A 25,138-nucleotide genomic window follows, 5' to 3' on the forward strand; every position below is an offset into this window, starting at 1 on the left:
CCGAGCCGAGCTAGGAAAGGTGCGAGCCAAGCCTCATAGGCAGCCCGCCAGTGGCTTGTGGTTGCTCTCATCACGGCACCTCCCGTGAGCACCACCCCGAACTACCACAAAACCTGGCAGAGTAGTGCTAAGCCGATACTTGCAGCGAAAGGCCACCCTTCGATTGCTCTGGATCGTCGGCTCCGGGCTTCTGGCAACTGCGGCTTATTACTTCAGCACCGTGGGCCTGCCAGACCACTGGTGGCCAATCGCCTTTGTAGCCGTTGGCAGCTGCCTACCGACGCTCGCGGCCTGCATGACATTCAGCGGCTGGGTGCTCGCTGGCGGGTCCAAGAAGCAGTGACCGGCCTTGCACGGCCTCTTTGCCCAACTCTACTACCAGAGCGAGTTTCTGCGCATATTCACCTGAAGCCCCATGTTTTAACTCGGTTGTATCGAGACGGAGGTTGCGGATATATATATATATATCTCGAACGCGTGTTCCTGCATAAGAAACCACATCCGAAGCGGGGCTCACTGATCTGCCCCGGTCCAACGCCTTTTGCCTTCCGGCCCGGTGCCTCTCTCGCGCAGACTGACGCTTTCCAGCTCCCGCGACAGGTCGGTGATCTTGTGGACCACCAGATGGACGACCTCGCGCTGGACGCGGGCCGTCACGGCGATTAGGGGGTGCCAAGGAAGATGCGGCGATGGGCCTCGAAGACCTTCGTCCAAACCACGAGATTGGCGATGCCGGTCTCGTCCTCGAGGGTGAGGAAGAGGACGCCCTTCGCAGCCCCCGGGCGCTGGCGGACGAGGACGATGCCGGCGGTCTCGAGCCACTGGCCGTTGCGGGCGCTCATGGCCTCAGTTCAGGGGATGATCCCGCGCCGGCGCAGGTCCCCGCGCAGGAAGGCCACGAGGTGGTCGCGCACGGAGAGGCCAGTGCGGGCTTAGGCCTCGACGACCTTGCGGCTGCGGCGCATAGGTTGAAGGAACGCCAAGTCTCCAGCTGGATGCCGGGTCAGAGCCGGTCGGGCGCAATGGGTGGTCATATCGGGCGTGTGCATCAATCTGCGGAATGCCACCGAACCCTTGCAGGATCCGTTCGGGATGCTGTCCGCTGCGGCCGGAGGACACGCTTCCGCTCATCTTCCAGCCGGAGAACTCCAGCCTCGAACGATCCGGCTTCAGGACTCAGCATCATCCATGTGGTGGGCCTTCATGACGGCCGCTTTCAAAGCCGCCTGAATTCCCGAGATGAAACCTGCAGATCGCGCCGCATTGATGCCTGCAGCCGTGGTGCCTTCATAGGCAAGATAAGCCTCGATCATTTCGGGCGCTTGGCTGATCCGCCCGGCCAGAACCTGGGGCGCATCGCAGATCACTGCTTCGGCCGCACGCCAGGCGACAGCCTCTACAATGCCGTTGGCCCGCAGGAAGTCGGCCAGTGCCGTGGCAAGAAGTGCCGGATAAGCGGAGCCCGAACCAGGAACGGCGGTCATCAGGTCAAGATGGCTTTCCTGCTGCAACTCGTCTTCGCTGCCAATCGCCGACAGCAGCCATCTGACCGCCGCCCGATCCGCGTCGGTCACGCCCGAACCGGCGATCCAGGGGGAGTAGGATCGGCCAATCTCAGCTGCCGCATTCGGCATCGCCCTCACGATTCTTCCCCGGCAGGCAGCAAGCCGGGCAAGCCTTGTGCCGGCCATGAAGGACACCACCAGCCGGCCGGGCGCCATCAGCTTCAGCGCCGGCCAGTCCTGCGGCCGGACCGAGACCACCACGAGATCGCTGCACGCGACCAGATCGTCCACGTCCCGCGCCCATGTCACATCCGCATGGCCGTGGTAGTCTGCCCGGGGACCGCTGCGGTTCAGCAGCACCAGTTCGGTCGGCCTGAGCATCCCCCGCGCGAGAAGCTGTCCACCCAAGGCCGAACCCAGCCAGCCGGTCGCGCCGATGATGCCGACCCTCATGCCGCGGCCGCGCGGTCGTTCCACAAGGCCCAGAGCGCCAGCAGCGGCCCATCGCCGGACCGCATCGCGTGCAGGATGCCCGGCCGGTTGTAGAAAGAACCGCCGATGCCGGGCGAGAACCAGTCTCCGTCCTCCTGCCGGAACTCGCCGTCGGAGAGAACCAGGTAGGTTTCCTCGGGCGCGTGGTCGTGGTCGGGATAGCGCACATGCGGCGCCAGCAGCGACACGCCGATCCAGATGTCGTTGCGCTGCTCGATCCCGCCCGGCCCGACGAAGACGGCATTCGCGTGCGAGGTCGGGAAATTGGTGCTGGCCGTGTCGTTCGTGCCGCGAGGACGCCAATCGAGCGCCGGCTCGACCGCGCGGAAGGCTTGCGCCAAGGGGCCGAGATCAGGGTGGGCGGAGAGCGACCCAAGCATCGGATCGAGGTGCTCGCAGACGGGCTGGCGGCTGCCGGAAGACTTGCGCTGCGGCTCGACCCGCTCGGCGGCAGCGGCAATCCGGCGCAGTGATGCGCGGGCCTCCTCTCCCGGCGCGCGCTGCGCCAAGGCCGCCAGCGTGACGTCAAGAAACCGCTGCAGTTCCGGGCTGCGGGTGTTCGTCATCGTTCTCTCCTCCACTCTCATGCATCACATCAGGGACTGCTGCCGCTCCTGCCCATCCGGCCTCGGCCTCGCGCGCCATGCCGGACAGCCAGTCAAGGAACAGTTCGGCTACCTGCTTGGGCTTGCCCCGATGCGGCAGGACGACGTGATAGCCGTCGCTGGTCTGGGCGACATGGGGCGTCAGGCGCACCAGCCGCCGCTGTTCGATCAGATCCGGGATCAGCCGCGCCCATCCCAATGATATCCCCTGCCCCGCCAGCGCCGCATAAATGGAATCGGTGAAGGAACTGCAGACCATCTGGGCGCCGCGCCGGGGCATCTCGGCGCCGAAGGCCGACAGCCACGCTTCCCACCCCGTCCAGACGGGATCGTAGGACTGGTGCATGATCAGCGGGTGCCGGACAAGCTGGTCCAGATCGTCGATCGGCCCGTGCGCCTGCAGATAGTCAGGGCTGCAGATCGGATAAACCTCATCGCGGAACAGCAGGATCGAGCGGCCGTCCGGCCACAGCCCGTTCCCATAACGAATTGTAACATCCACCTCGCCGCGGCCGAGGTCCACCAGTTCGTCCTGCGCGACGATCCGCAGCTTGACGCCCGGATGCCCGCGGCTGAACCGCGAGATGCGCGGCAGCAGCCAGAAATGCGAGAAGCCGACCGAGGCCGAGATAACCAGTTCATCGGAGGCCGAGCTTTCGCTGACCTCGGCGATGGCGTCGGCCACCAGCGTCAGCGCGGTGCTGGCGGCATTCGCAAGCGTCCGGCCCTTTTCCGTCAGTTCGATGCGGCGGTGCAGGCGGCGGAACACCGGAAAGCCCAGCGTATCCTCCAGCAGGTGGATCTGGCGGCTGACGGCCGCCTGCGTCACCCCCAGTTCCCCCGCGGCGCGGGTGAAGCTGCGCAGCCGCGCCGCGGATTCGAACGTCACCAACGCGGTCAGCGGCGGCAGCCTGCGGCGCAATCCCGGCACGTTCCCGATCCCCCGACTGCGGCGATTCGCCGCCTTGCCATAACTTTGGATCATGCCATCAAGGATCATTATTGCAGTTGAGGGAAGCCCGCTTCTGGCGCCTAGGATGGCGGACAACAGGTCCAGCCTTCGCCAGAGGATTCCGATGCTCGACAAGTCCCCCTTTTCCACGATCTCGACGCTGCTCGACGAACGGGTCGAGGGGCGTTCCCTGCCCGCCGGGCTTTACACGCGCGAGGACGTGTTCCAGGCGGACCTTGAGGTGCTGTTCCGCAAGCACTGGATCTACATCGGCCCCGAATGCGACGTGCCCGAACCCGGCGACGCCGTGGCGATCGACATCGGCGGGTCGAGCCTGATCATGCTGCGCGACGACGACGGCGAGCTGCGGGTCTTCCACAACGTCTGCCGCCACCGCGGCGCGCGCATCCTCGATGCGGGCACGACCGTCGTGTCCAAGCTCGTCTGCCCCTATCACCAGTGGACCTATGAACTGACGGGCGAGCTTGCCCATGCCCCGCACATGGGCAAGGATTTCGACAAGACCTGCAACAGCCTCAGGCACGCGAACTTCCGCAACATCGGCGGGCTGATCCATGTCTGCCTGTCCGACGACCCGCCCGCCGACATCGCCGCACTGGAAGCCGTGGGGCGTGAACGGCTGCTGCCCTATGACCTGAAAAACACCCGCGTCGCCCACCAGACCGACCTGATCGAGAACGGCAACTGGAAGCTGACGATGGAGAACAACCGGGAATGCTATCACTGCTCGGCCAACCACCCCGAGCTTTGCGTGTCCTTCATCGACCTCGACTTCGGCTTCGACCCCGAAAGCCTCTCGCCCGAGGACCGCGAGACCGCCGACCGGCACGAGGCGATGTATGCGGCGCAGACCGCCGAGTGGGAGGCACAGGGCCATCCTTCCGCCGCCATCGAGCAACTGACGAACTGCGGCACCAACTTCCGCACCCAGCGGCTGATCATTTCCGGCGCGGGCGAATCGCAGACCCCCGACGCGACTGCGGCAGTGTCGAAGCTGCTGGGGATCGGGCGCAAGGATCTGGGCGATATGCACCTGTGGGGGCACAACAGCTGGCACCATTTCATGGGCGACCACATCATCACCGCGATGGTGATCCCGCTCGGGCCGGACAAGACGATGCTGCGGATGAAATGGCTGGTCCACAAGGACGCGGTCGAGGGCGTGGACTATGACTTCGACAAGCTGACCAGCGTCTGGATCGCCACGAACGAACAGGATGGCTCGCTGGTGGGACGGTCGCACGCGGGCGTGTCGGACCCGGCCTATGTGCCGGGGATGTATTCGCCCTTCACCGAGACCCAGTTGAACTGGTTCGCAGGCTGGTATGTGGACCGGATGCGCGCCCATGGATACTGAGGTGCAGGCTGCCGTGTCTTGCTGGTGGGACCCGGAGCTCGACGACCAGTTGCGCTGCGTCGCGGTTCATCAGGAAACCCATGACGTCCGCAGCTTCACCTTTGTCTCGCCCGCCGGAAAGCAGTTCCGCTTCGGCTCGGGGCAGTATTTCCTGTTCGATTTTCCCGTGGGGGATGCGGTCGAAAGCCGCTGCTACAGCATCTCCTCGCCCCCCACCCGGCCGGGCAGCTTCACCGTCACGGTCAAGCGCGTGGCAGGTGGCGTGGTATCGAACTGGCTGCATGACAACCTGACGCCCGGCGCCACCGTGCGGGCGCAGGGGCCGCGGGGAACGTTCCTGCGGCCGGTGGCCGAGACGCGGAAATACCTGTTCCTGTCGGGCGGCTCGGGGATCACCCCGGTCATGTCGATGCTGCGCGAGATCGCGGATACGGCCGAGGTTTCGGACGTGGTGTTCCTGCACGCGGGCCGGACGCCGCAGGACTTCGTCTTCCGCGAGGAACTCGCGTTGCTGGCAGCCCGGATCAAGGGGCTGCGGCTGTTCCTGCTGCCCGAGGCGCGGGGGGCCGAGCCGTCATGGCCTGGCCTCACGGCGCGCATCTCGGCGGAACTGATGGCGCTGGCGGTCCCCGACATGGCCGAGCGCGTGGTGATGTGCTGCGGACCCGCGCCCTTCATGGCCGCCGCACGGTCGATTGCAGCAAGCCTCGGCGTGCCGCCGGGCCGGTATCTGGAGGAAAGCTTCGACGCCGCCGTGCTGGAAGCGCCCTTGCCCGAGGTCACGCCGGCGACCCGGACCTTCAAGGTCCAGTTCGCCAAGCAGAACCGCACCATTGAGGTCGGGGCCGAGCAGACGGTGCTGTCCTGCGCCAAGAAGGCGGGCGTCCGCATCCCGTCCTCCTGCGCCAACGGCATCTGCGGCACCTGCAAGTCGCGGCTGGTCAGCGGCAGCGTGGACATGACGCACGGCGGCGGCATCCGCCAGCGCGAGATCGACGCGGGCCTGTTCCTGCCCTGCTGCTCGCGACCGCTCAGCGATCTGGTGATCGAGCGCTGAAAGGGCAGCCCGTCATGGGCGGGTTCTCTCCACGGGATGCGGCAACGGCCTGCCTTTTCCGGGCAGGCCGTTTTCTCAACTGCCCCCGGCGGCAACCTCCACGGCCCGCGTCATCGGCATCAGCCCGATGGCGCGGCCTGCCTGGTCCAGCACCGTCAGCCGGTCCACGCCTTCCGCCGACATCATGCGGATCGCCTCGCCCAGGTTGGCCCGGCCGGGGATGGCAGGCCCCTGCGCCTCGGCCGTCAGCGGCTGCATGACGGATGCGACCTGCACCACCTTGGCGCGGTCCACGTGCTGGACGAAGCTCGACACATAGTCGTCGGCGGGCTGCAGCACCATCTCCTGCCCCGTGCCCTCCTGGATGATGGAGCCATCGCGCAGCAGCGCGATCCGGTCGCCGATCCGCAGCGCCTCGTCGAAGTCGTGGGTGATGAAGATGATGGTCTTGCGGAACTCCTGCTGCAGGTCCAGCAGAACCGTCTGCATGTCATAGCGGATCAGCGGGTCCAGCGCCGAATATGCCTCGTCCATCAACAGGATCGGCGCGTCGTTGGCCAGCGCCCGGGCCAGCCCCACCCGCTGCTGCATGCCCCCTGACAACTGGTTGGGATAGCGTGTCTCGTAGCCGGCCAGCCCCACCCGCTCGATCCACCCCTTCGCGGTGCGGTGGCGGCGGTCCTCGGGGAGGCCCTGGATTTCCAGCCCGTAGGCCACGTTGTCAAGCACCGTGCGATGCGGCAGCAGGGCGAATTTCTGGAACACCATGGCCGTCTTGTGGCGGCGAAAGGCGCGCAGCTCGGCCTGCGTCATCGCCACCACGTCCTGCCCGTCGATCACGATCTCGCCCGCCGTGGGTTCGATCAGGCGGTTGATGTGGCGGATCAGGGTGGATTTGCCGGACCCGGACAGGCCCATGACGACCTGGATCGTGCCGGGCTGGACCGAGATGTTGATGTCGCGCAGGCCCAGCACATGGCGATGTCTCGCGTTCAGCTCTGTCTTGGTCATGCCGCGGCGGACGGCATCGACATGATCCAGCGAGCGGGCGCCGAAAATCTTGTAGAGATTGCGGATTTCGATCCCAGTGGGCTCAGACATTCCCGCCCTCGCGGTGTTTCTGCAGGCGGCGGCCGAATGCCTGGCTGATGCGGTCGAAGATGAAGGCGATGCCGACGATGGCGAAGCCGTTGAAAACGCCCAGCGTGAAATACTGGTTGGAAATCGCCCGCAGCACCGGCTGGCCCAGCCCCTGCACCCCGATCATCGAGGCGATGACGACCATGGCCAGCGCCATCATGATGGTCTGGTTGACGCCCGCCATGATCGTCGGCAGCGCCAGCGGCAACTGGACATTCCACAGCTTCTGCCATGCGGACGAGCCGAAGGCGTCCGCCGCCTCGATCACCTCGCGGTCCACCTCCCGCACGCCCAGGTTCGTCAGGCGCACGACGGGCGGCAGGGCATAGACGACAACGGCGATCATGCCGGCGACGCGGCCGATGCCAAGAAGCATCACGACCGGGATCAGGTAGACGAAGCTGGGCATGGTCTGCATCACGTCCAGCAGCGGGTTCATGGACGCCTGCGCCTGGCCCGACCGCGCCATCAGGATGCCCAGCGGGATGCCGACCGCGATGGCGATCAGCGTGCAGACAAGGATCATGGCGATCGTCCGCATCGTGTCTTCCCACATCCCGAAATAGCCGATCGCGGCCAGCGTCAGGACGCTTGCGGCGGTCAGCCGGACGCTGCGGCTGCCCAGCCACGCCAGCCCGCCCACGATCAGCAGCACCAGCGGCCAGGGCATCCCCAGCATCAGGCGTTCGGAAAAGATCAGCATCCGCCGCAGGGGATCGAAGAAGCCCTCGATCGCCGAGCCGTAGCTGCGCGTGAACTCGCGGAAGGCGTCGTCGATGACGCGCTTGAGGTTGCGAAGGGTTTCCTCGTTCATCTGGGGAAACCGGTTCATCCAGTCCGGCATGGCGGTCCTGCCCTGGTGCTTGCGGATGGGATCACATGGGCCGCGGGCAAAGCGGCCCGCGGCACCGGCTCAGGCGGTCAGAGCGCCGCCCTGATCTTCTCGGCGGCCTCGGGCGTCACCCAGGCTTCCCACAGTTCGGGCTGGGTGCGCAGGAACTCGCGCGCGCCATCCTCGCCGGTGGCCTGGTTGTCGGTCATCCAGGCGATCAGCCTGTTGACCGTGTCGTTCGACCAGGACCGGGTGTTGAGATAGTCCATCACCCCCTGCGGCGCACGTTCCGCGAAGTCCGAGGCGATCAGGGTATAGACCACGTCCGACTTCCAGTCGTTGGGCTTGGGGTCCGGGCAGTCGGCTTTCGAACTGCAGCGTTCCCATTCCGCGTCATCCAGCGGCACGCCGTGCTGCAGGCGGACCATTTCATACTTGCCCAGCAGCGCGGTCGGTTCCCAGTAGAAGGCGACGATGGGCTGCTGGTTCTCATAGGCCCTGGCGATCGCGCCATCCAGCCCGGCGGCCGAGCCGGTGTCCAGCAGGTTCCAGCCCATGTCCGCCGCGCCGTAGGCCTTGAACATCTGGGTGGTGACGATGGTGCCGCCCCAGCCTTCCTGCCCATTGTAGATCGCCCCCTTGTCAGGGTTCTCGGGGTCCGGGAACAGATCAGGATGCTTCAGCAATTCCGGGATCGTCAGGATCTCGGGGTGGGCATCCGCGATGTATTTCGGGATGAACCAGCCCTGCTGGCCGCCGTCGCTCAGCGCGTTGGCGCCATAGACGATCTTGCCGTCGGCGCGCGCCTGCTCGGTCAGGTCGGGCAGCAGGTTGATCCAGGCCTCGGGGACGACCTCGGGGCGGCCGCGCTCGATCAGCGAGGTGATCGAGGGCACGGTGTCGCCCGCCACGATCTCGGCGTTGCAGCCGTAGCCGTTGTTCAGGATGAACTGGTCCAGCGCCGCCAGCACCTCGGCGCTTTGCCAGTTCATGTTCGACAGCGACAGGTCGCCGCATTCTTCCTGGGCCAGCGCAGGGGCGCCGGCCAAGGCGGCGCCGAAGGCTGCCAGGGTCAGGATCTTCCGCATTCTCTCCTCCCGTCCAGAGCGTTGGTGGTGGCGTGCAGGCGGCTCTGGGGCGCCAGCAGCCTGCGCGGGGCCGGCCTCAGCCGGCGCCGCGTTTCACAGGAACCGGCTGCCCGTCCCCGTCGGGCCGACAGCCGAAGGGCGCAAGGAAGCGGGCCATCTCGCTGGGGGTGGCCTCGGTGCCGGTGTAGATGCGGACATAGGATGCGATGCGGGTCAGCCGGGTGGCGACCGTCTCGCGCGTCTGCATCGAGATATAGCCGATCTGGACCAGATAGATCGTGCGCGCCCGCACGTCGGCGTCGATCTCCTCATAGCCGAAGCCGCGCAGCATGACGCGCAGCGCCTCCATCCTCGTCTCGTCGGCGCGCTTGACGCGGCTCATGGTGTCGTCGGACTGCAAGGCCCAACTGCGAACGGCGAACTCGAAGCCGGCATCGAACTGTTCACCCACGATAAAGCAGGCCAACAGGTTCAGCGCCGCCTCGGCCGGGGTTTCGGCATAGGCTTCGGCAGCGGCGACGAAGCCGCGGGTGTTGGTCTGCTCCCATCGGTCCAGCAGGGCTTCCAGCAATTCCTCGCGGCTTTGGAAGAACCAGTAGAAGCTGGTGCGCGACAGGTTCAGCCGGTCGGACAGCACCTGGATGCGGACGCTGTCGACGCCCCCCTCGATCAGCGCCTGGTAGGCCGCTTCCAGCCACAACTCGCGCGAGCCGCGTTCCTTCAGGCGCTTGGCGGGGGGCGAACTCACATCCATGAATCGGATGATAGCGTCGGATGGCTATCTGACAACGAAAATTGTTCAGCCTCGAACATCGAATGTTCGGCATGATCGATTTTCTTGACAGGTGTGAACAGTGCTTCCACTCTGCCGTCGATATCCCTCCCGAGAGCGCGCCATGTCTAACGATCCGCTGCTTCAGCCCTTCACCCTCAGGCACCTGACGCTGAAGAATCGCTTGCTGCTGACCTCGCACGAGCCGGCCTATGGCGAGGACGGGCTGCCCAAGGACCGCTACCGCGCCTATCACGTCGAGCGAGCGAAAGGCGGGGTCGCGCTGACGATGACGGCGGGCTCGGCGGTGGTGGGGCCGGACAGCCCCCCCGCCTTCGGGAACCTGCTGCTTTACAAGGACGAGGTCGTGCCGTGGATGCGGCGACTTGTGGACGAATGCCATGACCACGGCGCCGCGGTGATGATCCAGGTCACGCACATGGGCCGCCGCACCCGCTGGGACCGGGGCGACTGGCTGCCGGTGGTAGGACCGTCGCATGAACGCGAGGCCGCGCATCGCGCCTTCCCCAAGCGGATTGAGGACTGGGACATCGCCCGCATCACCGCCCAATTCGCGGACGCGGCCGAACGGATGAAGGAAGCGGGCGTCGACGGGATCGAGCTGCAGGCCTACGGCCAGTTGCTCCAGCAGTTCTGGTCGCCCGGCATCAACGATCTCGACCCGCCCTATGGCGGCAGCCTCGACAACCGGCTGCGCTTTACCTTCGAGGTGCTGGACGCGGTGCGAAAGCGCGTCGGTCCAGATTTCATCGTCGGAATGCGGGTCGTCACCGACGAGCAGATGCAGGATGGCGTGACCAAGGACGAGGGGATCGAGATCGCCCACCGCCTGAAGGGCAGCGGGCAGGTCGATTTCCTGAACATCATCCGCGGCCATATCGACACCGATGCGGCGCTGACCGACATGATCCCGATCCAGGGGATGCCGTCCGCCCCGCATCTCGAATTCGCCGGGGAGATGCGGGCCTCGGCGCAGATGCCGACCTTCCACGCCGCCCGCATCCAGGACGTGGCCACGGCCCGCCATGCGGTCGCCGGCGGCCTTCTGGACATGGTCGGCATGACCCGCGCCCATATCGCCGACCCGCATATCGTCAGGAAGATGATGGCGGGACAGGAGGACCGCATCCGACCCTGCGTCGGCGCGAACTATTGCCTCGACCGCATCTACCAAGGCGGCATCGCGCTCTGCATCCACAACCCCGCCTCGGGGCGCGAGGAAACGATGCCCCACACGATCCCGCCCAGCCCGAAGCCGCGCCGGGTGACGGTCGTGGGCGCCGGTCCTGCCGGGCTCGAGGCGGCGCGGGTCGCGGCCGAGCGCGGCCATGCCGTCACTGTCTTCGAGGCCGCCGACCGGCCCGGCGGGCAGGTTCGGCTGGCCGCGCTGCAGCCCCGGCGGCGCGAGATGGAACAGATCGTCTCGTGGCGAATGGCGGAATGCGAACGGCTGGGCGTGACCTTCCGCTTCAACAGCTTTGCGGATGCGGCAGACGTGCTGGACAGCGCGCCGGATGTCGTGATCGTCGCCACGGGCGGGCTGCCCCATACCGAGGTTCTGGCGCAGGGCAACGAACTGGTCGTCTCGGCCTGGGACATCCTGTCGGGCGACGTGAAGCCCGGCGCGAACGTGCTGGTCTTCGACGACGCGGGCGACCATGCCGCCCTGCAGGCCGCGCAGGCCATCGTCGAAACGGGCGCCGAGGTCGAGGTCGTGACCCCCGACCGCACCTTCTCGCCCGAGATCATGGCAATGAACCTCGTCCCCTACATGCGCGCCTTGCAGAAGGGAAAGACGACCTTCACCGTCACCTGGCGGCTGCAACAGGTGAGCCGCGACGGCAACATGCTGCGCGCCACGCTGGGCAGCGACTACGGCGATTTCCGGCGCGAGCGGATCGTGGATCAGGTCGTCGTCAACCACGGCACCCGGCCGCTGGACGAGCTGTATTTCGACCTCAAGCCGCAGTCCTCGAATCTGGGAGAGGTCGATTACGACGCCCTGATCGCGGGGGGACCACAGCAGGTCGCCCGCAATCCTTCGGGCGGCTTCCAGCTCTACCGCATCGGTGACGCCGTCTCCGCCCGAAACACCCATGCCGCGATCTATGACGCGCTGCGCCTGGTGAAGGATCTCTGAGGATGGCATTTCCCCAACAGGCAAGGGTCGTCATCATCGGGCTTGGCGGCATCGTCGGCGCATCCGTCGCCCATCACCTGATCGCGCGCGGCTGGGACGACATCGTCGGCATCGACAAGTCGGGCATCCCGACCGACATCGGCTCGACCGCCCACGCCTCGGACTTCTGCTTCACCACCAGCCATGATTTCCTGAGCACCTGGACGTCGCTCTATTCCGCCGATTTCTACGAAAGGCTCGGCCATTACGCCCGGGTCGGCGGGATCGAGGTCGCGCGGAAGGGCGATGACGCCCGCATGAATGAACTAAAACGCAAGGTCGCCTCGGGCAAGGCCTTCGGCACCCGCGCCCGGATGATCTCGCCCGCCGAGGTCAAGGAACGCTTTCCGCTGATCGAGGAGGACGTGATCCAAGGGGCCTTGTGGGACCCTGATGCGGGGCTGGTCGTTCCCCGCTCGCAGACGGTGGCGGGCAAGCTGGTCGATCAGGGCGTGGCCTCGGGCAGGCTGCGGGCCTTCGCCAACACCCCCGCGACCGCGCTGGAGATCGAGGACGGCCGCATCCGCGGCGTCGTCACCCCGCGCGGCACCATCCGCGCCGACCTGGTGATCGTCTGCGCCGGCCTCTGGGGGCGGCTCATCGCCGGGATGGCGGGCGAGGACCTGCCGGTCTTCCCGGTGGACCACCCGCTGACCTTCTTCGGCCCCTTCAACCAGTTCGAGGGCACGGGCAAGGACATCGGCTATCCCTTGCTGCGCGACCAGGGCAACTCGGCCTACATGCGCGACACGGGCGACCCCACGACCGCCGAGGGCGGGCAGATCGAATGGGGCTACTACTACGACGCCGCGCCCCGCCTCTGCCATCCGCGCGAGATCCTGGAAAAGGAGTTCACGCGGCTGTCGCCCTCGCAGCGCGACCTCGACATCGAGGACCTGATGGAGCCCTTGGAGCGCGCCATCGAACTGACGCCCGTTCTGGGTGAGTTGGGCTATAACGAGGGCCATTCCTTCAACGGGCTGCTGCAGGCGACGACCGACGCGATGCCCTCGGTCGGGGAAAGCCGCAAGGTGCGGGGGCTATGGTATGCGGTCGCTGTCTGGGTCAAGGACGCCCCCGCCATCGGCAAGCTGCTGGCCGACTGGATCATCGACGGCCGCACCCATATCGACCACGCAAGCATCGACTATGCCCGGTTCAGCCCCCACCAGCTTGAGGCGGACTACATCACCGCCCGCTGCACCCAGACAGCGGTGGCGATCTACACCCCGCCAGTCCACCCGCGCGAGCCGTTCGAGGGCGGGCGCGACATCCGCCGCTCGCCCTTCCACCAGCGCGAGGTGGAGCTTGGCGGGTATTTCATGGAACTCGGCGGCTGGGAACGCGCTCATGGCTATGCCGCGAACGAGCATCTGCTGGAGAAATACGGCGACCGCGTCCCCGTCCGCGCGCATGAATGGGACAACCGCCACTTCTGGCGCGTCTCGAACGCCGAGCATCTGGAGATGAGCGAAAGCTGCGGCATCATCAACCTGTCCCATTTCCACATCACCGACATCTCGGGGCCGGATCATGTCGCACTGCTGGAATGGCTCTGCGCCGCCCGCATCGGGGGGGACGCGAATATCGGCAAGGGCATCTACACCCATTTCCTTGACGATCAGGGCAATATCCGCGCCGACCTGACCGTGCTGCGCTTGGCCGACCGCTGCCTGCTGGTCAACGGGGCAGATGCCGGTCCGCGCGACCTGACCTGTATGCGCCGCGTGGCGCAGGATCGCGGGCTGGACGTCACCCTGACCGACGCCTCCGAGGAGCGCATCACCATCGGCTTCTGGGGCCCCGAGGCCCGCGCGAAGCTGCAGAAGGTGGTGGAAGACCCCGCCGCGCTGGAACCCGAGGCCTTCCCCTTCGCCGCCCTCCGCCCGATCAGGATCGCGGGGTGCGAGGTCACGGCTTTCCGCATCTCCTATGTCGGGGAACGGGGGTGGGAACTGCACATGGCCTACGAGGACGGGCTGGCCGTCTGGGACGCCCTGCGCTCGACCGGCGCCATCGCGGTGGGGATCGAGACCTACGCCAACTCGCGCCGGATGGAGAAAAGCCTGCGGCTGCAGAACGCCGACCTGCGGACGGAATACAACCTGTTCGAGGCGGGACTGGCTCGGCCCAAGGTCAAGGAGGCCGATTTCCGCGGCAAGGCAAAGCATCTCGAATATGCCGCGCGGGATCACCAGCCGGCGATGCTCTGCACGCTGGTAATGACCGACAACATCGACGGCAACGGGATTGCCCGCTATCCCGTCGGAATCCTGCCGGTGCTGGACCCCGACATCGGCGAGACGCTGGTCGATGAGCTTGGCCGGCGGTCTTGGACGAGTTCCATCGCCTATGGCCCGACCATCGGCAGGAACATCGCCCTTGCCTACCTGCCCCGCTCCCACGCCCGGGAGTGCCGCAGGCTGGCGGTGGAATACATGGGCGAGACTTTCCCGGTCGAGGTGGCCACTGTCGGATACAAGGCGCTCTATAATCCCGATAATGAAAAGCCGCGAAGCTGAACCTCTATATCGCCGGTGATCCAGATCGCTGGAAATGGCGGACGTCGGTCCTAAACTGCAGCGTCTGGACCTCGGCGCGTTGATCCGCCCGGACATAGGGCCACCGACCCACTCGCTCCTGCTGCGGCGATTCCTCGGGAAGAGAACCAGTGCTTCGTCTTTGTGCAGGAAGCTGACGCTGGTCTGGCCCTTGCATTCGCTCTGCCTTTGCCCCGCGGATCAAGGCAGAGCGAACAGATGTAGCTGTCGAGTTCAGCACAGGAGCGCGCTCCTGTCAGCCGGCACGCTCTTCGTCAGCAGCCTCAAGGGGATCGGGCGCATCGATCTGCACGCTGTCCTCGACACCTCTGGCTCCTGAACCTTCGGCTTGCCTCATATGCCTCCAGGCAACCCAAGCGGGAGAATCTCTCTCTGCAGAGCCATAGAGGCAGCTTGCTGAACTCGTAGATGATGTTCGGCGTGGCCGGGAAACGTTCCCCCAATTGTTTCCCGATCCTCCTCTAGCAGGCTGCTGAAGAACTCGACCCTCGACGCTGTTTCCGGGACATGATTCATCCTCACTGCTGCGTTTGCGGAGGTGAGGATGCGCGGGACGGACAAGGTGACGGGATCGCTGTTCAGCTATGTCGACGTTGAGGAGCGCATCCCCGCCCGGCACCCGCTGCACAAGATCCGGCGGATCGTCAACGAGGCGCTAACCAGTCTCGATGGCGAGTTTGACCGGCTCTATGCGGTCGAGGGCCATCCCTCCATCGCGCCGGAGCGGTTGGCTCGCGCGCGAGCCTGCTCCAGATCCTGTTCTCGGTCCGCTCCGAGCGGCAGCTCATGGAGCAGATGCACTACAACCTGCTGTTTCGGTGGTTCGTCGGGCTCGGCATCAACGATCCGGTCTGGGTTCCGACAGTGTTTTTCAAGAACCGCGACCGGCTGCTAACCACCTATATCGCCCGCAAGTTCCTGGCGACGATCCTGGCCCACCGCGAGGTGGCGCCGCTGCTGTCGGATGAGCACTTCTCGGTCGACGGCACCCTGGTGAAGGCCTGGGCGTCGATGAAGAGCTTCCAGCCGAAGGCCGGGGGCGCGCCGCGCGATGAGGGCAGCGGACCGGGCGATCCGCCTTCCAGCCGCACCGCATATGCCCCCGACCAGCCGCAACCCGAGATCGAGACCACCTCGATGGCCCGCCCCGCCCGCCAGGATCGCAATGCCAAGATCGACTTCCGAGGCGAGAAGCGCTCGAACGCCACCCATGCCTCGACCACCGACCCCGAGGCGCGGCTCTACAAGAAGTCGCCAGGCGCGGGCGCGATGCTCTGCTTCATGGGGCACATGCTGATGGAGAATCGCAGTGGCCTGATCGTGCAGACGGACCCGACGCAGGCCGATGGCAAGGCCGAGCGCCGTGCCGCACTGGACATGATCCACCGCCACTCGCCCGGATCGACGCGTCGAACAGCTACGCACACATCTCGCGGACTCCATGGCAGCCTACAACTTCGCGCGCAGGCTCAAGACGCTGAGCGGCCTCACGCCCTACGAATACATCTGCAAGGTCTGGACTTCAGAGCCGGACAGATTCATCCTCAACCCGATCCACCAGATGCCGGGACTGAACACGTGGAAGATCTCCAGATCTGCGGGGCCGCTCCTCGATTCAGAGAACCCAGCTCTTGACGCTCTGGCGAGGTTTAGTTCAGCTACTGCACCGGTATGCGTGAGGGATCAAATTTGCTGCACATCTAGCTGCACAAGATGCTGCACGACAAGAATAAATACCGTTAGAAATCAATGTTCTGATTTGCGTTCAGATGGAGCGTGGAGCACTTCACCCGCTCCAGTCCTCTCCTTCTCGGTCACTGCAAGCTGTTGAAATGGCTTACCCCAGCGCGCCCTTCAACTCGCGCGCGGCGAAGTCGATGAACCGCCGCACCTTGGGGTCCTGCAACTCGCGGTGCGGCGTCAGCACGCCGAACTCAGCCGTGACAGGGGGGCTCCCGGGCAGCACCTCGACCAACCGCCCATCCGTCATCGCATCGGCCACCTCGTAGCGGGGCCGGTTGGCAATGCCCGCGCCGCCCAGCGCCCAGTTCAGCAAGACCTCGCCATCGTCAGAGTCGAAGGCCCCCGCGACGGCCAGCTTCCTTGGCCCCTCTGGCGTCTGCAGCATCCAGAAATACTCGGGCGAGCGTGGAAAGCGCAGCAATAGGCAGTTATGGCGCTTGAGGTCGTCAGGTGCCTCCGGAGTTCCATGCTGCTCAAGGTAGGAGGGCGCGGCCACCAGCACACGCGGGCAGTCCGCGATCTTGCGGCGGATCAGGGTCGAGTCCTCGGGCTGGCCCAGAAAGAAGGCGAGGTCGATCCCGTCCTCGACGATGTTCACCGTGCGATCGGACAGGCGCAGGCGCACCTGCACCTCGGGGTTTTCCGCAACGAAGCGCGGCACCAGCGGCGCGACCAGCCGCCGCCCTGCGCCCAAGGGAGCCGCCACACGCAGGGCTCCTTGAGGTGTGCCCGACAGGCTCGCCACCGCTGCCTCGGTCTCGTCCAGCGCCGCCAGCACCCGGCGGGCGTTCTCGTAAAGCACCTGCCCGATCTCGGTCGGCGTCAGGGTCCGCGTCGTGCGGTTCAGCAGCCGGGCCCCGAACTTCGCCTCGAGGTCGCGGATGCGGGTCGAGGCGGCGGCGGGCGACAGCCTCATGTCACGTCCTCCGGCCGTGATCGAGCCCAGCTCGACCACGCGCACGAAGACCCTGAGGCTTTCCAGATAGGACATCACGGCGTATTCTTTCGAAACGGCGTAAACTGTTCACGCGCGGCTGCGTTTTGTGCAAGCGCGAAGTTGCGCCATGCTGCGGGCCACCCACGCGAGGGCGTCACCCAAATGATCCGCTTCCTACTCAACGACACCGAAATCCGGCTGACTGAGGCCGGTCCCGGCGACACGCTGCTGGACTTCCTGCGTCTTGGCCGGGGCCTGACCGGCACCAAGGAGGGCTGCGCCGAGGGCGACTGCGGCGCCTGCACGGTGCTGGTCGGCCGCCTGCACGGTGGCGCGCTGGTCTATGAGCCGGTGAACGCCTGCATCCGCTTCCTCGCCGCCTGCCACCGCTGCCACGTCGTCACCATCGAGCATCTGCGCGGCGAGGGCGGCGGGCTGCACCCGATCCAGGCCGCGATGGTCGAGCATCACGGCAGCCAGTGCGGCTTCTGCACGCCAGGCTTTGTCATGGCGCTTTACGGGCTGTGGATGACGCATGAGAGCCCGGACGTGGTGCAGATCGAGACCGCGCTGCAGGGAAACCTGTGCCGCTGCACGGGTTATGAGCCGATTGTCAAGGCGGCGCTAGCCGCGGGCCGCGCGGGCGGGCAGTTGGGGGATTTCCTTGTGGCCCAGCGCGCCGAGGTCACGGCGAAGCTGTCCGCCATGCCCGTGGGCGCCGAGGTCGGCCGGGGCGAGGAACGCGCCATCCTGCCCGCCGACACGGACGAGCTGGCCCGCGTGCTGGTCCGGCACCCGCAGGCCACCATCGTCGCGGGAGCGACCGACGTGGGGCTGTGGGTGACGAAGCAGTTCCGCCCGATCTCTCCGGCCGTGTTCATCGGCCACCTGATGAAAGGGATCGAGGTCGACGCGGAGGAGATCCGCATCGGCGCGGGCGTGACCTATTCCGAGTTCGCCCCCGTGATCGACGACCATTTCCCCGAGGTCGAGGACTATGTCCTCCGCATCGGCGGCTGGCAGATTAGGAACGCGGGCACCATTGGCGGCAACATCGCCAACGGCTCGCCCATCGGGGAAACGCCGCCGCTGCTGATCGCGCTGGGCGCGCGGATCGTCCTTCGGCTTGGCGACGCGCGGCGCGAGTTGCCGCTGGAGGCGTTCTTCCTCGACTACGGCCGCCAGGACCGCCGACCGGGCGAGTTCGTGGAAACCGTGGTCATCCCCCTCAAGGGCAAGGCGATGATCGCCGCCTACAAGATGTCGAAGCGCCAGTCCGCCGACATCTCGGCCATCTCTGCGGGCTTCCGCATCCAGGTCGAGAACGGCACCATCACCCGCGCCCGCGTCGCCTTCGGCGGCCTGGCCGGCATCCCTGCGCGCGCGGCCAAGGCCGAGGCCGCGCTGGAAGGCCAGCCCTTCACCGCCGCCAGCTTCGAGGCCGCGGCCCGTGCCGTGAAGGGCGACTTCACCCCGCTCACCGACTTCCGGGCAACCGCCGACTATCGCCACGCGGTCGCCGCCAACTTCTTCCGCCGGTTCTGGCTGGAGAACTCGGGGCAAGATGTCCCGGTTCGCCTGAACCGCGCCGTGGGGGAATAAGCCATGAAGCACGAGACGCTGTCCCCGCCCGTCACGCCCGAGACGCGGCATGAATCGGCGGAAAAGCACGTCACCGGCCGGGCGGATTACACCGACGACCTGGTGCTGCCGCAGGGGGCGCTGCACGCCTATCTCGGCCTGTCCACCGTCACGCATGGGCGCATCCGGTCGATGGACCTCGACGCGGTGCGCGCCGCGCCGGGCGTCATCGACGTGCTGACCGCCGCCGACATCCCCGGCCAGAACGACGTCAGCCCCATCGGCAGGAACGACGACCCGATCCTTGCGGATGGCAAGGTCATGTTCCACGGCCAGCCGGTCTTTGCCGTGATCGCCGAGACACGCGAACATGCCCGCCGCGCGGCCCGGCTGGCGAAGATCGACTATGAGCCCCTGCCCCATGTGCTGGACCCCGTCGCCGCGCTGGATGCGGGCGGAGAGCTAGTTGTCCCCGGCATGACCCTGCGCCGGGGCGACCCTCAGGCGGCGCTGCCGAAAGCGCCGCGCCGGATCGACGGGCGCTTCACCATCGGTGGGCAGGACCACTTCTACCTTGAGGGTCAGATCGCGCTGGCGATCCCGGGCGAAGATGATGAGGTGGTGATCTTCACCTCGACCCAGCATCCGACCGAGGTGCAGCACATGGTCGCCCATGCGCTGGGCGTGCCCGCGAATGCGGTCGTCGTGAACGTGCGCCGGATGGGCGGCGGGTTCGGCGGCAAGGAAACGCAGATGAACCTGTTCTGCTGCGTGGCCGCCATCGCCGCGAAGAAATGGCATCGCGCCGTCAAGCTGCGCCCTGACCGGGACGACGACATGATCGCCACCGGCAAGCGGCATGACTTCGTGGTGGACTACAGCGTCGGCTTCGACGACGCGGGGCACATCCTCGCCGTCAAGGGCGACTGGTATGCCCGCTGCGGCTTTTCGGCCGACCTCAGCATGGCCGTCACCGACCGGGCGCTGTTCCATGCCGACAACGCCTATTTCTACCCCGAGGTCGAGGTCCGCTCGCATCCCCTGCGGACGAACACGGTGTCGAACACCGCCTTCCGCGGCTTCGGCGGCCCACAGGGCGTGATCGTGGCGGAACGGATCATCGAGGAAATCGCCTATGCCACAAGCCAGGACACGCTGGCCGTCCGCAAGGCGAACCTTTACCGGAACGGCCAGTTGACCCCCTATCATCAGCCGGTCGAGGACATGGTCCTGCCGCGCCTGTTCACGGAGCTTGAGGAGTCCTGCGACTATGCCCGCCGCCGTCAGGCGGTGCTGGACTGGAACGCCCGAATGCAGGCGGCGGGCGGGCCGATCCGCAAGGGCATCGCGCTGACCCCGGTCAAGTTCGGCATCAGCTTCACCGCCACGCATTTCAACCAGGCGGGGGCGCTGATCCACATCTACACCGACGGCTCGATCCAGTTGAACCACGGCGGCTGCGAGATGGGCCAAGGGTTGCACACCAAGATTGCCCAGATCGTGGCCGAGGCGTTTTCCGTGGGCCTCGACCGCATCAAGGTCACCAAGACCACGACCGAGAAGGTGCCGAACACCTCGGCCACGGCGGCCTCTTCAGGCACCGACCTGAACGGCATGGCGGCTCTGGACGCGGCCAACCAGATCAAGGCACGTCTGGTCGATTTCCTCTGCACCGCCAAGGACGCCACGCCGGACGAAATCCGCTTCGTCCCCGACCACATCGTCGTCCGCGACGAGACGATCCCCTTCAGCAAGGTCATCGAGACGGCCTATCTGGCCCGCGTCCAGCTTTGGGCGGCGGGCTTCTATGCCACGCCCAAGATCCACTGGAACCGGGCCGAAGGGCGCGGGCGGCCCTTTTACTACTTCGCCTATGGCGCGGCCTGCTCCGAGGTTTCGGTGGACACCCTGACCGGCGAATACGTGATCGAGCGGGCGGACGTGCTGCATGACGTGGGCCGGTCCATCAACCCGGCGCTGGACAAGGGCCAGGTCGAGGGCGCCTTCGTGCAGGGCACCGGCTGGCTGACCAGCGAGGAACTTTGGTGGGACAAGGAGGGCCGGCTGCGGACCCATGCGCCCTCGACCTACAAGATCCCGCTCGCGTCGGACCGGCCCAAGCTCTTCAACGTGAAGCTGGCCGAGTGGTCGGTGAACAAGGAGCGCACGGTCAAGCGGTCCAAGGCCGTGGGTGAGCCGCCCTTCATGCTGGGCATCTCGGTCTTCGAGGCGATCGGCCATGCCGTCGCCTCGGTCGCGGATTACCGCGAATGTCCGCGTCTGGACGCCCCCGCCACGCCGGAACGGGTGTTGATGGCCGTCGAACGGCTGCGGGGCGGGCCACTGGCCCTGAGCGGCGGATGATCCGCGTCCGCATCACGGGCGCGCGCGGTTCGACCCCGCGCGAGCAAGGGGCCGAAATGTTCGTTGGCACGGACGCCGTCACCGGCACCATCGGCGGCGGGCAGTTGGAATACCTCGCCATCGACCGCGCGCGGCAGATGCTGGCGCGGGGCGAGGAGTGCGCGGTGATGGACGTCCCGCTCGGCCCCGAGATCGGCCAGTGCTGCGGAGGGCGGGTGGAACTGACGCTGGACCGTGAACCGGCCAGCCCAGCGCCGCCAAAGCCCTCGGTGCTGATCTTCGGCGCGGGCCATGTGGGGCGCGCACTTGCCCGCGCCATGCTGCCGCTTCCGGTAAAGCTGCGCCTGATCGACCAGCGCCCGGCCGAATTGGCGCTGGCGGACGTGCCGGGGGAACTGACCCCCCTGCCCGAGGCCGAGGTGCGCCGCGCGCCCGCGCGTTCGGCCTATGTGATCCTGACCCATGACCACGCGCTGGATTTCCTGATCGCGGCCGAGGCGCTGGCGCGGGGCGATGCTGCTTATGTCGGCATGATCGGCAGCGCGACCAAGCGCGCGACCTTCTCGCGCTTTGCCAAGGCGCGCGGTATCGACCCCGCGCCGTTGACCTGCCCCATCGGCGGCCTTGTCCGTGACAAGCGCCCCGAAGTCATCTCCGCCTTCACGGCGGCCGAGATCATGGCTACCCTGCTGGCGCGCCACCCGGCCCACGCAACCGCCTGAAACGAAAGCCCCCGATGACCAAGACCCTTCTGCGCGGCCGCGTGCTGAGCTTCCATGCCGATCCCGCCGAGACCGAGAACAGTCACCACTTTTGGGATAACGGCGCAATCCTGATCGAGAACGGCTGCATCCTTTCGGTGGGCGACTACGCCGACACCAAGGACCCCGAGGCGCAGGAAATCGACCATCGCCCCTACATCATCATGGCGGGCTTCGTCGATCCGCACATCCATTTCCCGCAGGTGCAGGTCGTGGCCGCTTGGGCCGCGCAGCTTCTGGACTGGCTGAACGACCACACCTTCCCCATCGAGGCGCAATACCGCGACCCCATCCATGCCGCCCGCATGGCCGAAGCCTTCCTCGATCAGTTGATCCTGAACGGCACCACCGCGGCCAGCGCCTTCTGTTCCGTCCACCGCGAAAGCGCCGAGGCGCTGTTTGCGGCCGCTGAAAAACGGGGCATGGCGATGCTGGCCGGCAAGGTCATGATGGACCGCAACGCGCCCGAAGCGGTGCTGGACACCGCGCAGGCCTCCTATGACGACAGCCGCGCGCTGATCGACTGTTGGCACAGGCGCGGGCGGCTGGAATATGTGATCACGCCGCGCTTTGCGATCACCTCGACGCCCGAGCAGTTGCGCGCCGCCGGGACTCTCGCTGCCGAGAACCCCGACCTCGCGATTCAGACCCACCTGAACGAGAACCGCGCCGAGATCGAGCTGACCATGCAGCTTTACCCCAAGGCGCAGGATTACCTCGACATCTACGACCGCTTCGGCCTTCTGGGTCCGCGCAGCCTGATGGGCCACGCAATCCACATGAACGACCGCGAAATCGCACGGATGGCGGAGACCGGCACAAGGGCGATCCATTGCCCGACCTCGAACCTGTTCCTCGGATCGGGGCTGTTCGACGACCGGGGGATGCGGGATGCGGGCGTCGTCACCGGGGTTGCCACCGACATCGGCGGCGGCACAAGCTGGTCGATGCTGGCAACGCTGGCCGAGGCCTACAAGATCGCCCAGATGCGCGGCCAGAGGATGCATCCCTTCGCGGCCTTCCACTGGGCCACGCGCGGCAATGCCATTGCGCTGGGAATCGATGACCGGGTCGGCAGCGTTCAGCCCGGTCGATATGCCGATCTCGTGGTGCTGGACCCCCGCGCTACTGAAGCCATGCGGCTGCGTCATGACAAGGTGGACTCGCTGATGCAGGAATTGTTCATCCTGCAGGTCATGGGCGACGATCGGGCGGTGGTGGAAACCTATGTCGCGGGCCGGCCGATGAAGGCGAGTCTGGCGAACTGACCAGCCGCATCGGCGGAACGTCACGCGATCGTGGACGAAAGCCGCACGGGACGCCTAAGCTTCAGGCAGACAACGGCGCCCGCAGGCGCCCCCTGAAAGGACGCCCGCCATGAATGCTCCCTTTACGCAGCCGTCGTTCCGCGACTCGGTCGACCGGATGTTCACCCAGGCCGCGAGCCTGATGGACCTCGCGCCGGGGCTGGAGGAGAAGATCCGCGTCTGCAACTCGACCTATGTCGTCCGCTTCGGGGTGCGGCTGCGGGGCGAGATCCACACCTTCACCGGCTACCGTTCCGTCCATTCCGAACACCACGAGCCGGTCAAGGGCGGCATCCGCTACTCGCTTGGGGTCAACCAGGACGAGGTCGAGGCGCTGGCCGCGCTGATGAGCTACAAATGCGCGTTGGTCGAACTGCCCTTCGGCGGCTCCAAGGGCGGGCTGACCGTGGACCCCCGCGCGTGGGAGCCGAACGAGCTGGAACAGATCACCCGCCGCTTCACCTATGAGCTGTCGCGGCGGCGGCTGATCTCTCCCAGCCAGAACGTGCCGGCGCCGGACATGGGCACGGGCGAGCGCGAGATGGCCTGGATGGCCGACGCCTACAAGCGCCTGCACCCCGAGGACATCAACGCCCGCGCCAGCGTCACCGGCAAACCGCTGCGGCTGGGGGGTATCGCGGGCAGGGTCGAGGCGACGGGCCGTGGTGTCCAGTATGCGCTGCGCGAGGTCTTCCGCACGCCCGAGGTGCTGGAACGCGCGGGGCTGTCGGGTTCGTTGGAAGGGCAGCGCGTCGTCGTGCAGGGCCTGGGCAACGTGGGCTTCCATGCGGCGAAGTTCCTGTCCACCGAGGACGGCGCGAAGATCATCGCCGTGGCCGAGCGCGACGGCGCGGTGATGAACCCGGACGGCCTGAACATCGCCGACCTGCAATCGCACATGCACGCGACCGGCGGGGTCAAGGACTTCCCCGGCGCAAGCTTCGAAGCGGATTCGGTCAAAGCGCTGGAACTGGACTGCGACATCCTGATCCCTGCGGCGATGGAAGGGGTGATCCACGCCGGAAACGCCGACCGCATCCATGCGCGGCTGGTGGTCGAGGCCGCAAACGGTCCCATCACCGCCGAGGGCGACGAGATCCTGCGCCAGCGCGGCACCGTCATCCTGCCCGACCTTTACGCCAACGCCGGCGGCGTCACCGTCAGCTATTTCGAATGGGTGAAGAACCTGCAGCAGATCAGCTTCGGCCGGCTGGAACGGCGGCAGGAGGAAGCCCGCCACGCCCTGCTGGTCGAGGAACTGGAACGCCTCTCCGCCCACACGGGGCTGGGCTGGACGCTGTCCGAGGGCTTCAAGCAGAAATACCTGCGCGGTGCGGACGAACTGGAACTGGTGCGCTCGGGGCTGGACGACACCATGCGCACCGCCTTCCAGCAGATGGCGACCGTGCAGGCCGAGGACTCGCGCGTGCCCGACCTGCGGACCGCTGCCTACATCGTGGCGATCCGTCGCATCGCCACCAGCTACGGCGCGCTGGGGCTGTAGGCGGCGCATCGGGTCGGCACGGCAGCCTGGGGGCTGTCTGCCTCCGTCGCTGTTCCGGCGATTCTTCCGAGGATATCTGAAACTGTCCAAAACCGGGGGCAAAGTCGGATCAGGGTGGAAAGACCCCCCGGGAGCGTTGCGCGAGGATGGGCTGCGAGTCGTGAAATCCGGCGCCGACGCGGCTGGCTTGCGTTCCGCGCAGGCGCCGCTATGCTTGACGCCGACGCTCGTTGGGGCGCCCCGCGCGGGGCTGAGATGTGCAAGGCACAGCACCCATCGAACCTGATCCGGGTCATGCCGGCGAAGGGAACGGGCCATGCCGCGCAACTGCGGCTGCCATGTCCCCCTTTGCCGGCCAT

Annotated in this window: 18 protein-coding genes, 2 pseudogenes and 1 riboswitch; of the genes and pseudogenes, 11 read left to right on the top strand and 9 right to left on the bottom strand. The window is 66.6% G+C overall.

Going from position 1 to position 25,138, the window contains the following annotated elements:
* Positions 1 to 662: 662 nt before the first annotated feature.
* The 4 genes from H5395_RS14125 to H5395_RS14140 all read right to left on the bottom strand — a co-directional run bounded on the left by H5395_RS14125 (position 663) and on the right by H5395_RS14140 (position 3,587).
* Positions 663 to 842: a hypothetical protein gene (locus H5395_RS14125; RefSeq protein WP_182793218.1), complete on the bottom strand. Its 180-nt coding sequence runs from the start codon at positions 840 to 842 to the stop codon at positions 663 to 665.
* Between the two features lie 327 nt (positions 843 to 1,169).
* Complete coding sequence (locus tag H5395_RS14130; RefSeq protein WP_182793219.1) at positions 1,170 to 1,958, bottom strand: pyrroline-5-carboxylate reductase; 789 nt, start codon at positions 1,956 to 1,958, stop codon at positions 1,170 to 1,172.
* Positions 1,955 to 2,563: a dimethylsulfonioproprionate lyase family protein gene (locus H5395_RS14135; protein WP_182793220.1), complete on the bottom strand. Its 609-nt coding sequence runs from the start codon at positions 2,561 to 2,563 to the stop codon at positions 1,955 to 1,957. The genes H5395_RS14130 and H5395_RS14135 overlap by 4 nt, the downstream gene beginning before the upstream one ends.
* Positions 2,523 to 3,587: a LysR substrate-binding domain-containing protein gene (locus tag H5395_RS14140; RefSeq protein ID WP_200559386.1), complete on the bottom strand. Its 1,065-nt coding sequence runs from the start codon at positions 3,585 to 3,587 to the stop codon at positions 2,523 to 2,525. The genes H5395_RS14135 and H5395_RS14140 overlap by 41 nt, the downstream gene beginning before the upstream one ends.
* Before the next feature lie 91 nt (positions 3,588 to 3,678).
* Here H5395_RS14140 and H5395_RS14145 point away from each other — a divergent pair, with 91 nt between their 5' ends.
* The gene (locus H5395_RS14145) at positions 3,679 to 4,932 is read left to right on the top strand and encodes an aromatic ring-hydroxylating dioxygenase subunit alpha (protein ID WP_182793221.1); all 1,254 of its coding nucleotides are present in this window, start codon (positions 3,679 to 3,681) and stop codon (positions 4,930 to 4,932) included.
* Positions 4,922 to 5,989, top strand: coding sequence for a hybrid-cluster NAD(P)-dependent oxidoreductase (locus H5395_RS14150; RefSeq protein ID WP_182793222.1), 1,068 nt, complete (start codon positions 4,922 to 4,924; stop codon positions 5,987 to 5,989). The genes H5395_RS14145 and H5395_RS14150 overlap by 11 nt, the downstream gene beginning before the upstream one ends.
* A gap of 75 nt (positions 5,990 to 6,064) precedes the next feature.
* Here H5395_RS14150 and H5395_RS14155 read toward each other — a convergent pair whose 3' ends face one another.
* The 4 genes from H5395_RS14155 to H5395_RS14170 all read right to left on the bottom strand — a co-directional run bounded on the left by H5395_RS14155 (position 6,065) and on the right by H5395_RS14170 (position 9,797).
* Positions 6,065 to 7,090, bottom strand: a complete 1,026-nt coding sequence (locus H5395_RS14155; RefSeq protein ID WP_182793223.1) for a glycine betaine/L-proline ABC transporter ATP-binding protein — start codon at positions 7,088 to 7,090, stop codon at positions 6,065 to 6,067.
* Positions 7,083 to 7,961 (bottom strand): proline/glycine betaine ABC transporter permease, encoded by an 879-nt coding sequence (locus H5395_RS14160; protein WP_234450806.1) that lies wholly within the window; start codon positions 7,959 to 7,961, stop codon positions 7,083 to 7,085. Before H5395_RS14160 ends, H5395_RS14155 begins: the two co-directional genes overlap by 8 nt.
* An 89-nt stretch (positions 7,962 to 8,050) precedes the next feature.
* The gene (locus H5395_RS14165; protein ID WP_182793225.1) at positions 8,051 to 9,049 is read right to left on the bottom strand and encodes a glycine betaine ABC transporter substrate-binding protein; all 999 of its coding nucleotides are present in this window, start codon (positions 9,047 to 9,049) and stop codon (positions 8,051 to 8,053) included.
* A 76-nt stretch (positions 9,050 to 9,125) separates the two neighbouring features.
* A complete protein-coding gene (locus H5395_RS14170) occupies positions 9,126 to 9,797 on the bottom strand; it encodes a TetR/AcrR family transcriptional regulator (protein ID WP_234450805.1) in 672 nt (223 codons plus the stop codon).
* A gap of 148 nt (positions 9,798 to 9,945) precedes the next feature.
* On the opposite strand from H5395_RS14170, the gene H5395_RS14175 reads away from it, so the two are divergent.
* From H5395_RS14175 to H5395_RS14190, 4 genes and pseudogenes are all read left to right on the top strand, one after another.
* Positions 9,946 to 11,982 carry an NADH:flavin oxidoreductase gene (locus H5395_RS14175; protein WP_182793227.1) on the top strand — a complete coding sequence of 679 codons (2,037 nt, stop codon included), beginning with the start codon at positions 9,946 to 9,948 and terminating at the stop codon, positions 11,980 to 11,982.
* Positions 11,983 to 11,984: 2 nt separating this feature from the next.
* Positions 11,985 to 14,543: an FAD-dependent oxidoreductase gene (locus H5395_RS14180; protein ID WP_182793228.1), complete on the top strand. Its 2,559-nt coding sequence runs from the start codon at positions 11,985 to 11,987 to the stop codon at positions 14,541 to 14,543.
* A gap of 583 nt (positions 14,544 to 15,126) precedes the next feature.
* Positions 15,127 to 15,999 (top strand): annotated as a pseudogene (locus H5395_RS14185) (IS5 family transposase); the annotation flags it as partial.
* A pseudogene (locus H5395_RS14190) lies at positions 15,994 to 16,161 on the top strand (IS481 family transposase); the annotation flags it as partial. The pseudogenes H5395_RS14185 and H5395_RS14190, both read left to right, overlap by 6 nt.
* Before the next feature lie 258 nt (positions 16,162 to 16,419).
* Here H5395_RS14190 and H5395_RS14195 read toward each other — a convergent pair.
* The gene (locus H5395_RS14195) at positions 16,420 to 17,316 is read right to left on the bottom strand and encodes a LysR family transcriptional regulator (protein WP_182793249.1); all 897 of its coding nucleotides are present in this window, start codon (positions 17,314 to 17,316) and stop codon (positions 16,420 to 16,422) included.
* Between the two features lie 108 nt (positions 17,317 to 17,424).
* On the opposite strand from H5395_RS14195, the gene xdhA reads away from it, so the two are divergent.
* The 5 genes from xdhA to H5395_RS14220 all read left to right on the top strand — a co-directional run bounded on the left by xdhA (position 17,425) and on the right by H5395_RS14220 (position 24,779).
* Complete coding sequence (gene xdhA / locus H5395_RS14200) at positions 17,425 to 18,864, top strand: xanthine dehydrogenase small subunit (RefSeq protein WP_182793229.1); 1,440 nt, start codon at positions 17,425 to 17,427, stop codon at positions 18,862 to 18,864.
* Between the two features lie 3 nt (positions 18,865 to 18,867).
* Positions 18,868 to 21,207 carry a xanthine dehydrogenase molybdopterin binding subunit gene (gene xdhB, locus H5395_RS14205; RefSeq protein ID WP_182793230.1) on the top strand — a complete coding sequence of 780 codons (2,340 nt, stop codon included), beginning with the start codon at positions 18,868 to 18,870 and terminating at the stop codon, positions 21,205 to 21,207.
* On the top strand, positions 21,204 to 21,929 hold the full coding sequence (gene xdhC, locus H5395_RS14210; protein ID WP_182793231.1) for a xanthine dehydrogenase accessory protein XdhC: 726 nt from the start codon (positions 21,204 to 21,206) through the stop codon (positions 21,927 to 21,929). Before xdhB ends, xdhC begins: the two co-directional genes overlap by 4 nt.
* Before the next feature lie 14 nt (positions 21,930 to 21,943).
* Entirely contained in the window at positions 21,944 to 23,236 is a 1,293-nt protein-coding gene (gene guaD, locus H5395_RS14215) for a guanine deaminase (protein ID WP_182793232.1), read from the top strand.
* 109 nt (positions 23,237 to 23,345) lie between these two features.
* Complete coding sequence (locus H5395_RS14220; protein ID WP_182793233.1) at positions 23,346 to 24,779, top strand: Glu/Leu/Phe/Val dehydrogenase; 1,434 nt, start codon at positions 23,346 to 23,348, stop codon at positions 24,777 to 24,779.
* Between the two features lie 221 nt (positions 24,780 to 25,000).
* A riboswitch (TPP riboswitch) is annotated at positions 25,001 to 25,105 on the top strand.
* Positions 25,106 to 25,138: the final 33 nt, after the last annotated feature.

Source organism: Paracoccus sp. MC1854 (assembly GCF_014164635.1).
Taxonomy (GTDB): domain Bacteria; phylum Pseudomonadota; class Alphaproteobacteria; order Rhodobacterales; family Rhodobacteraceae; genus Paracoccus.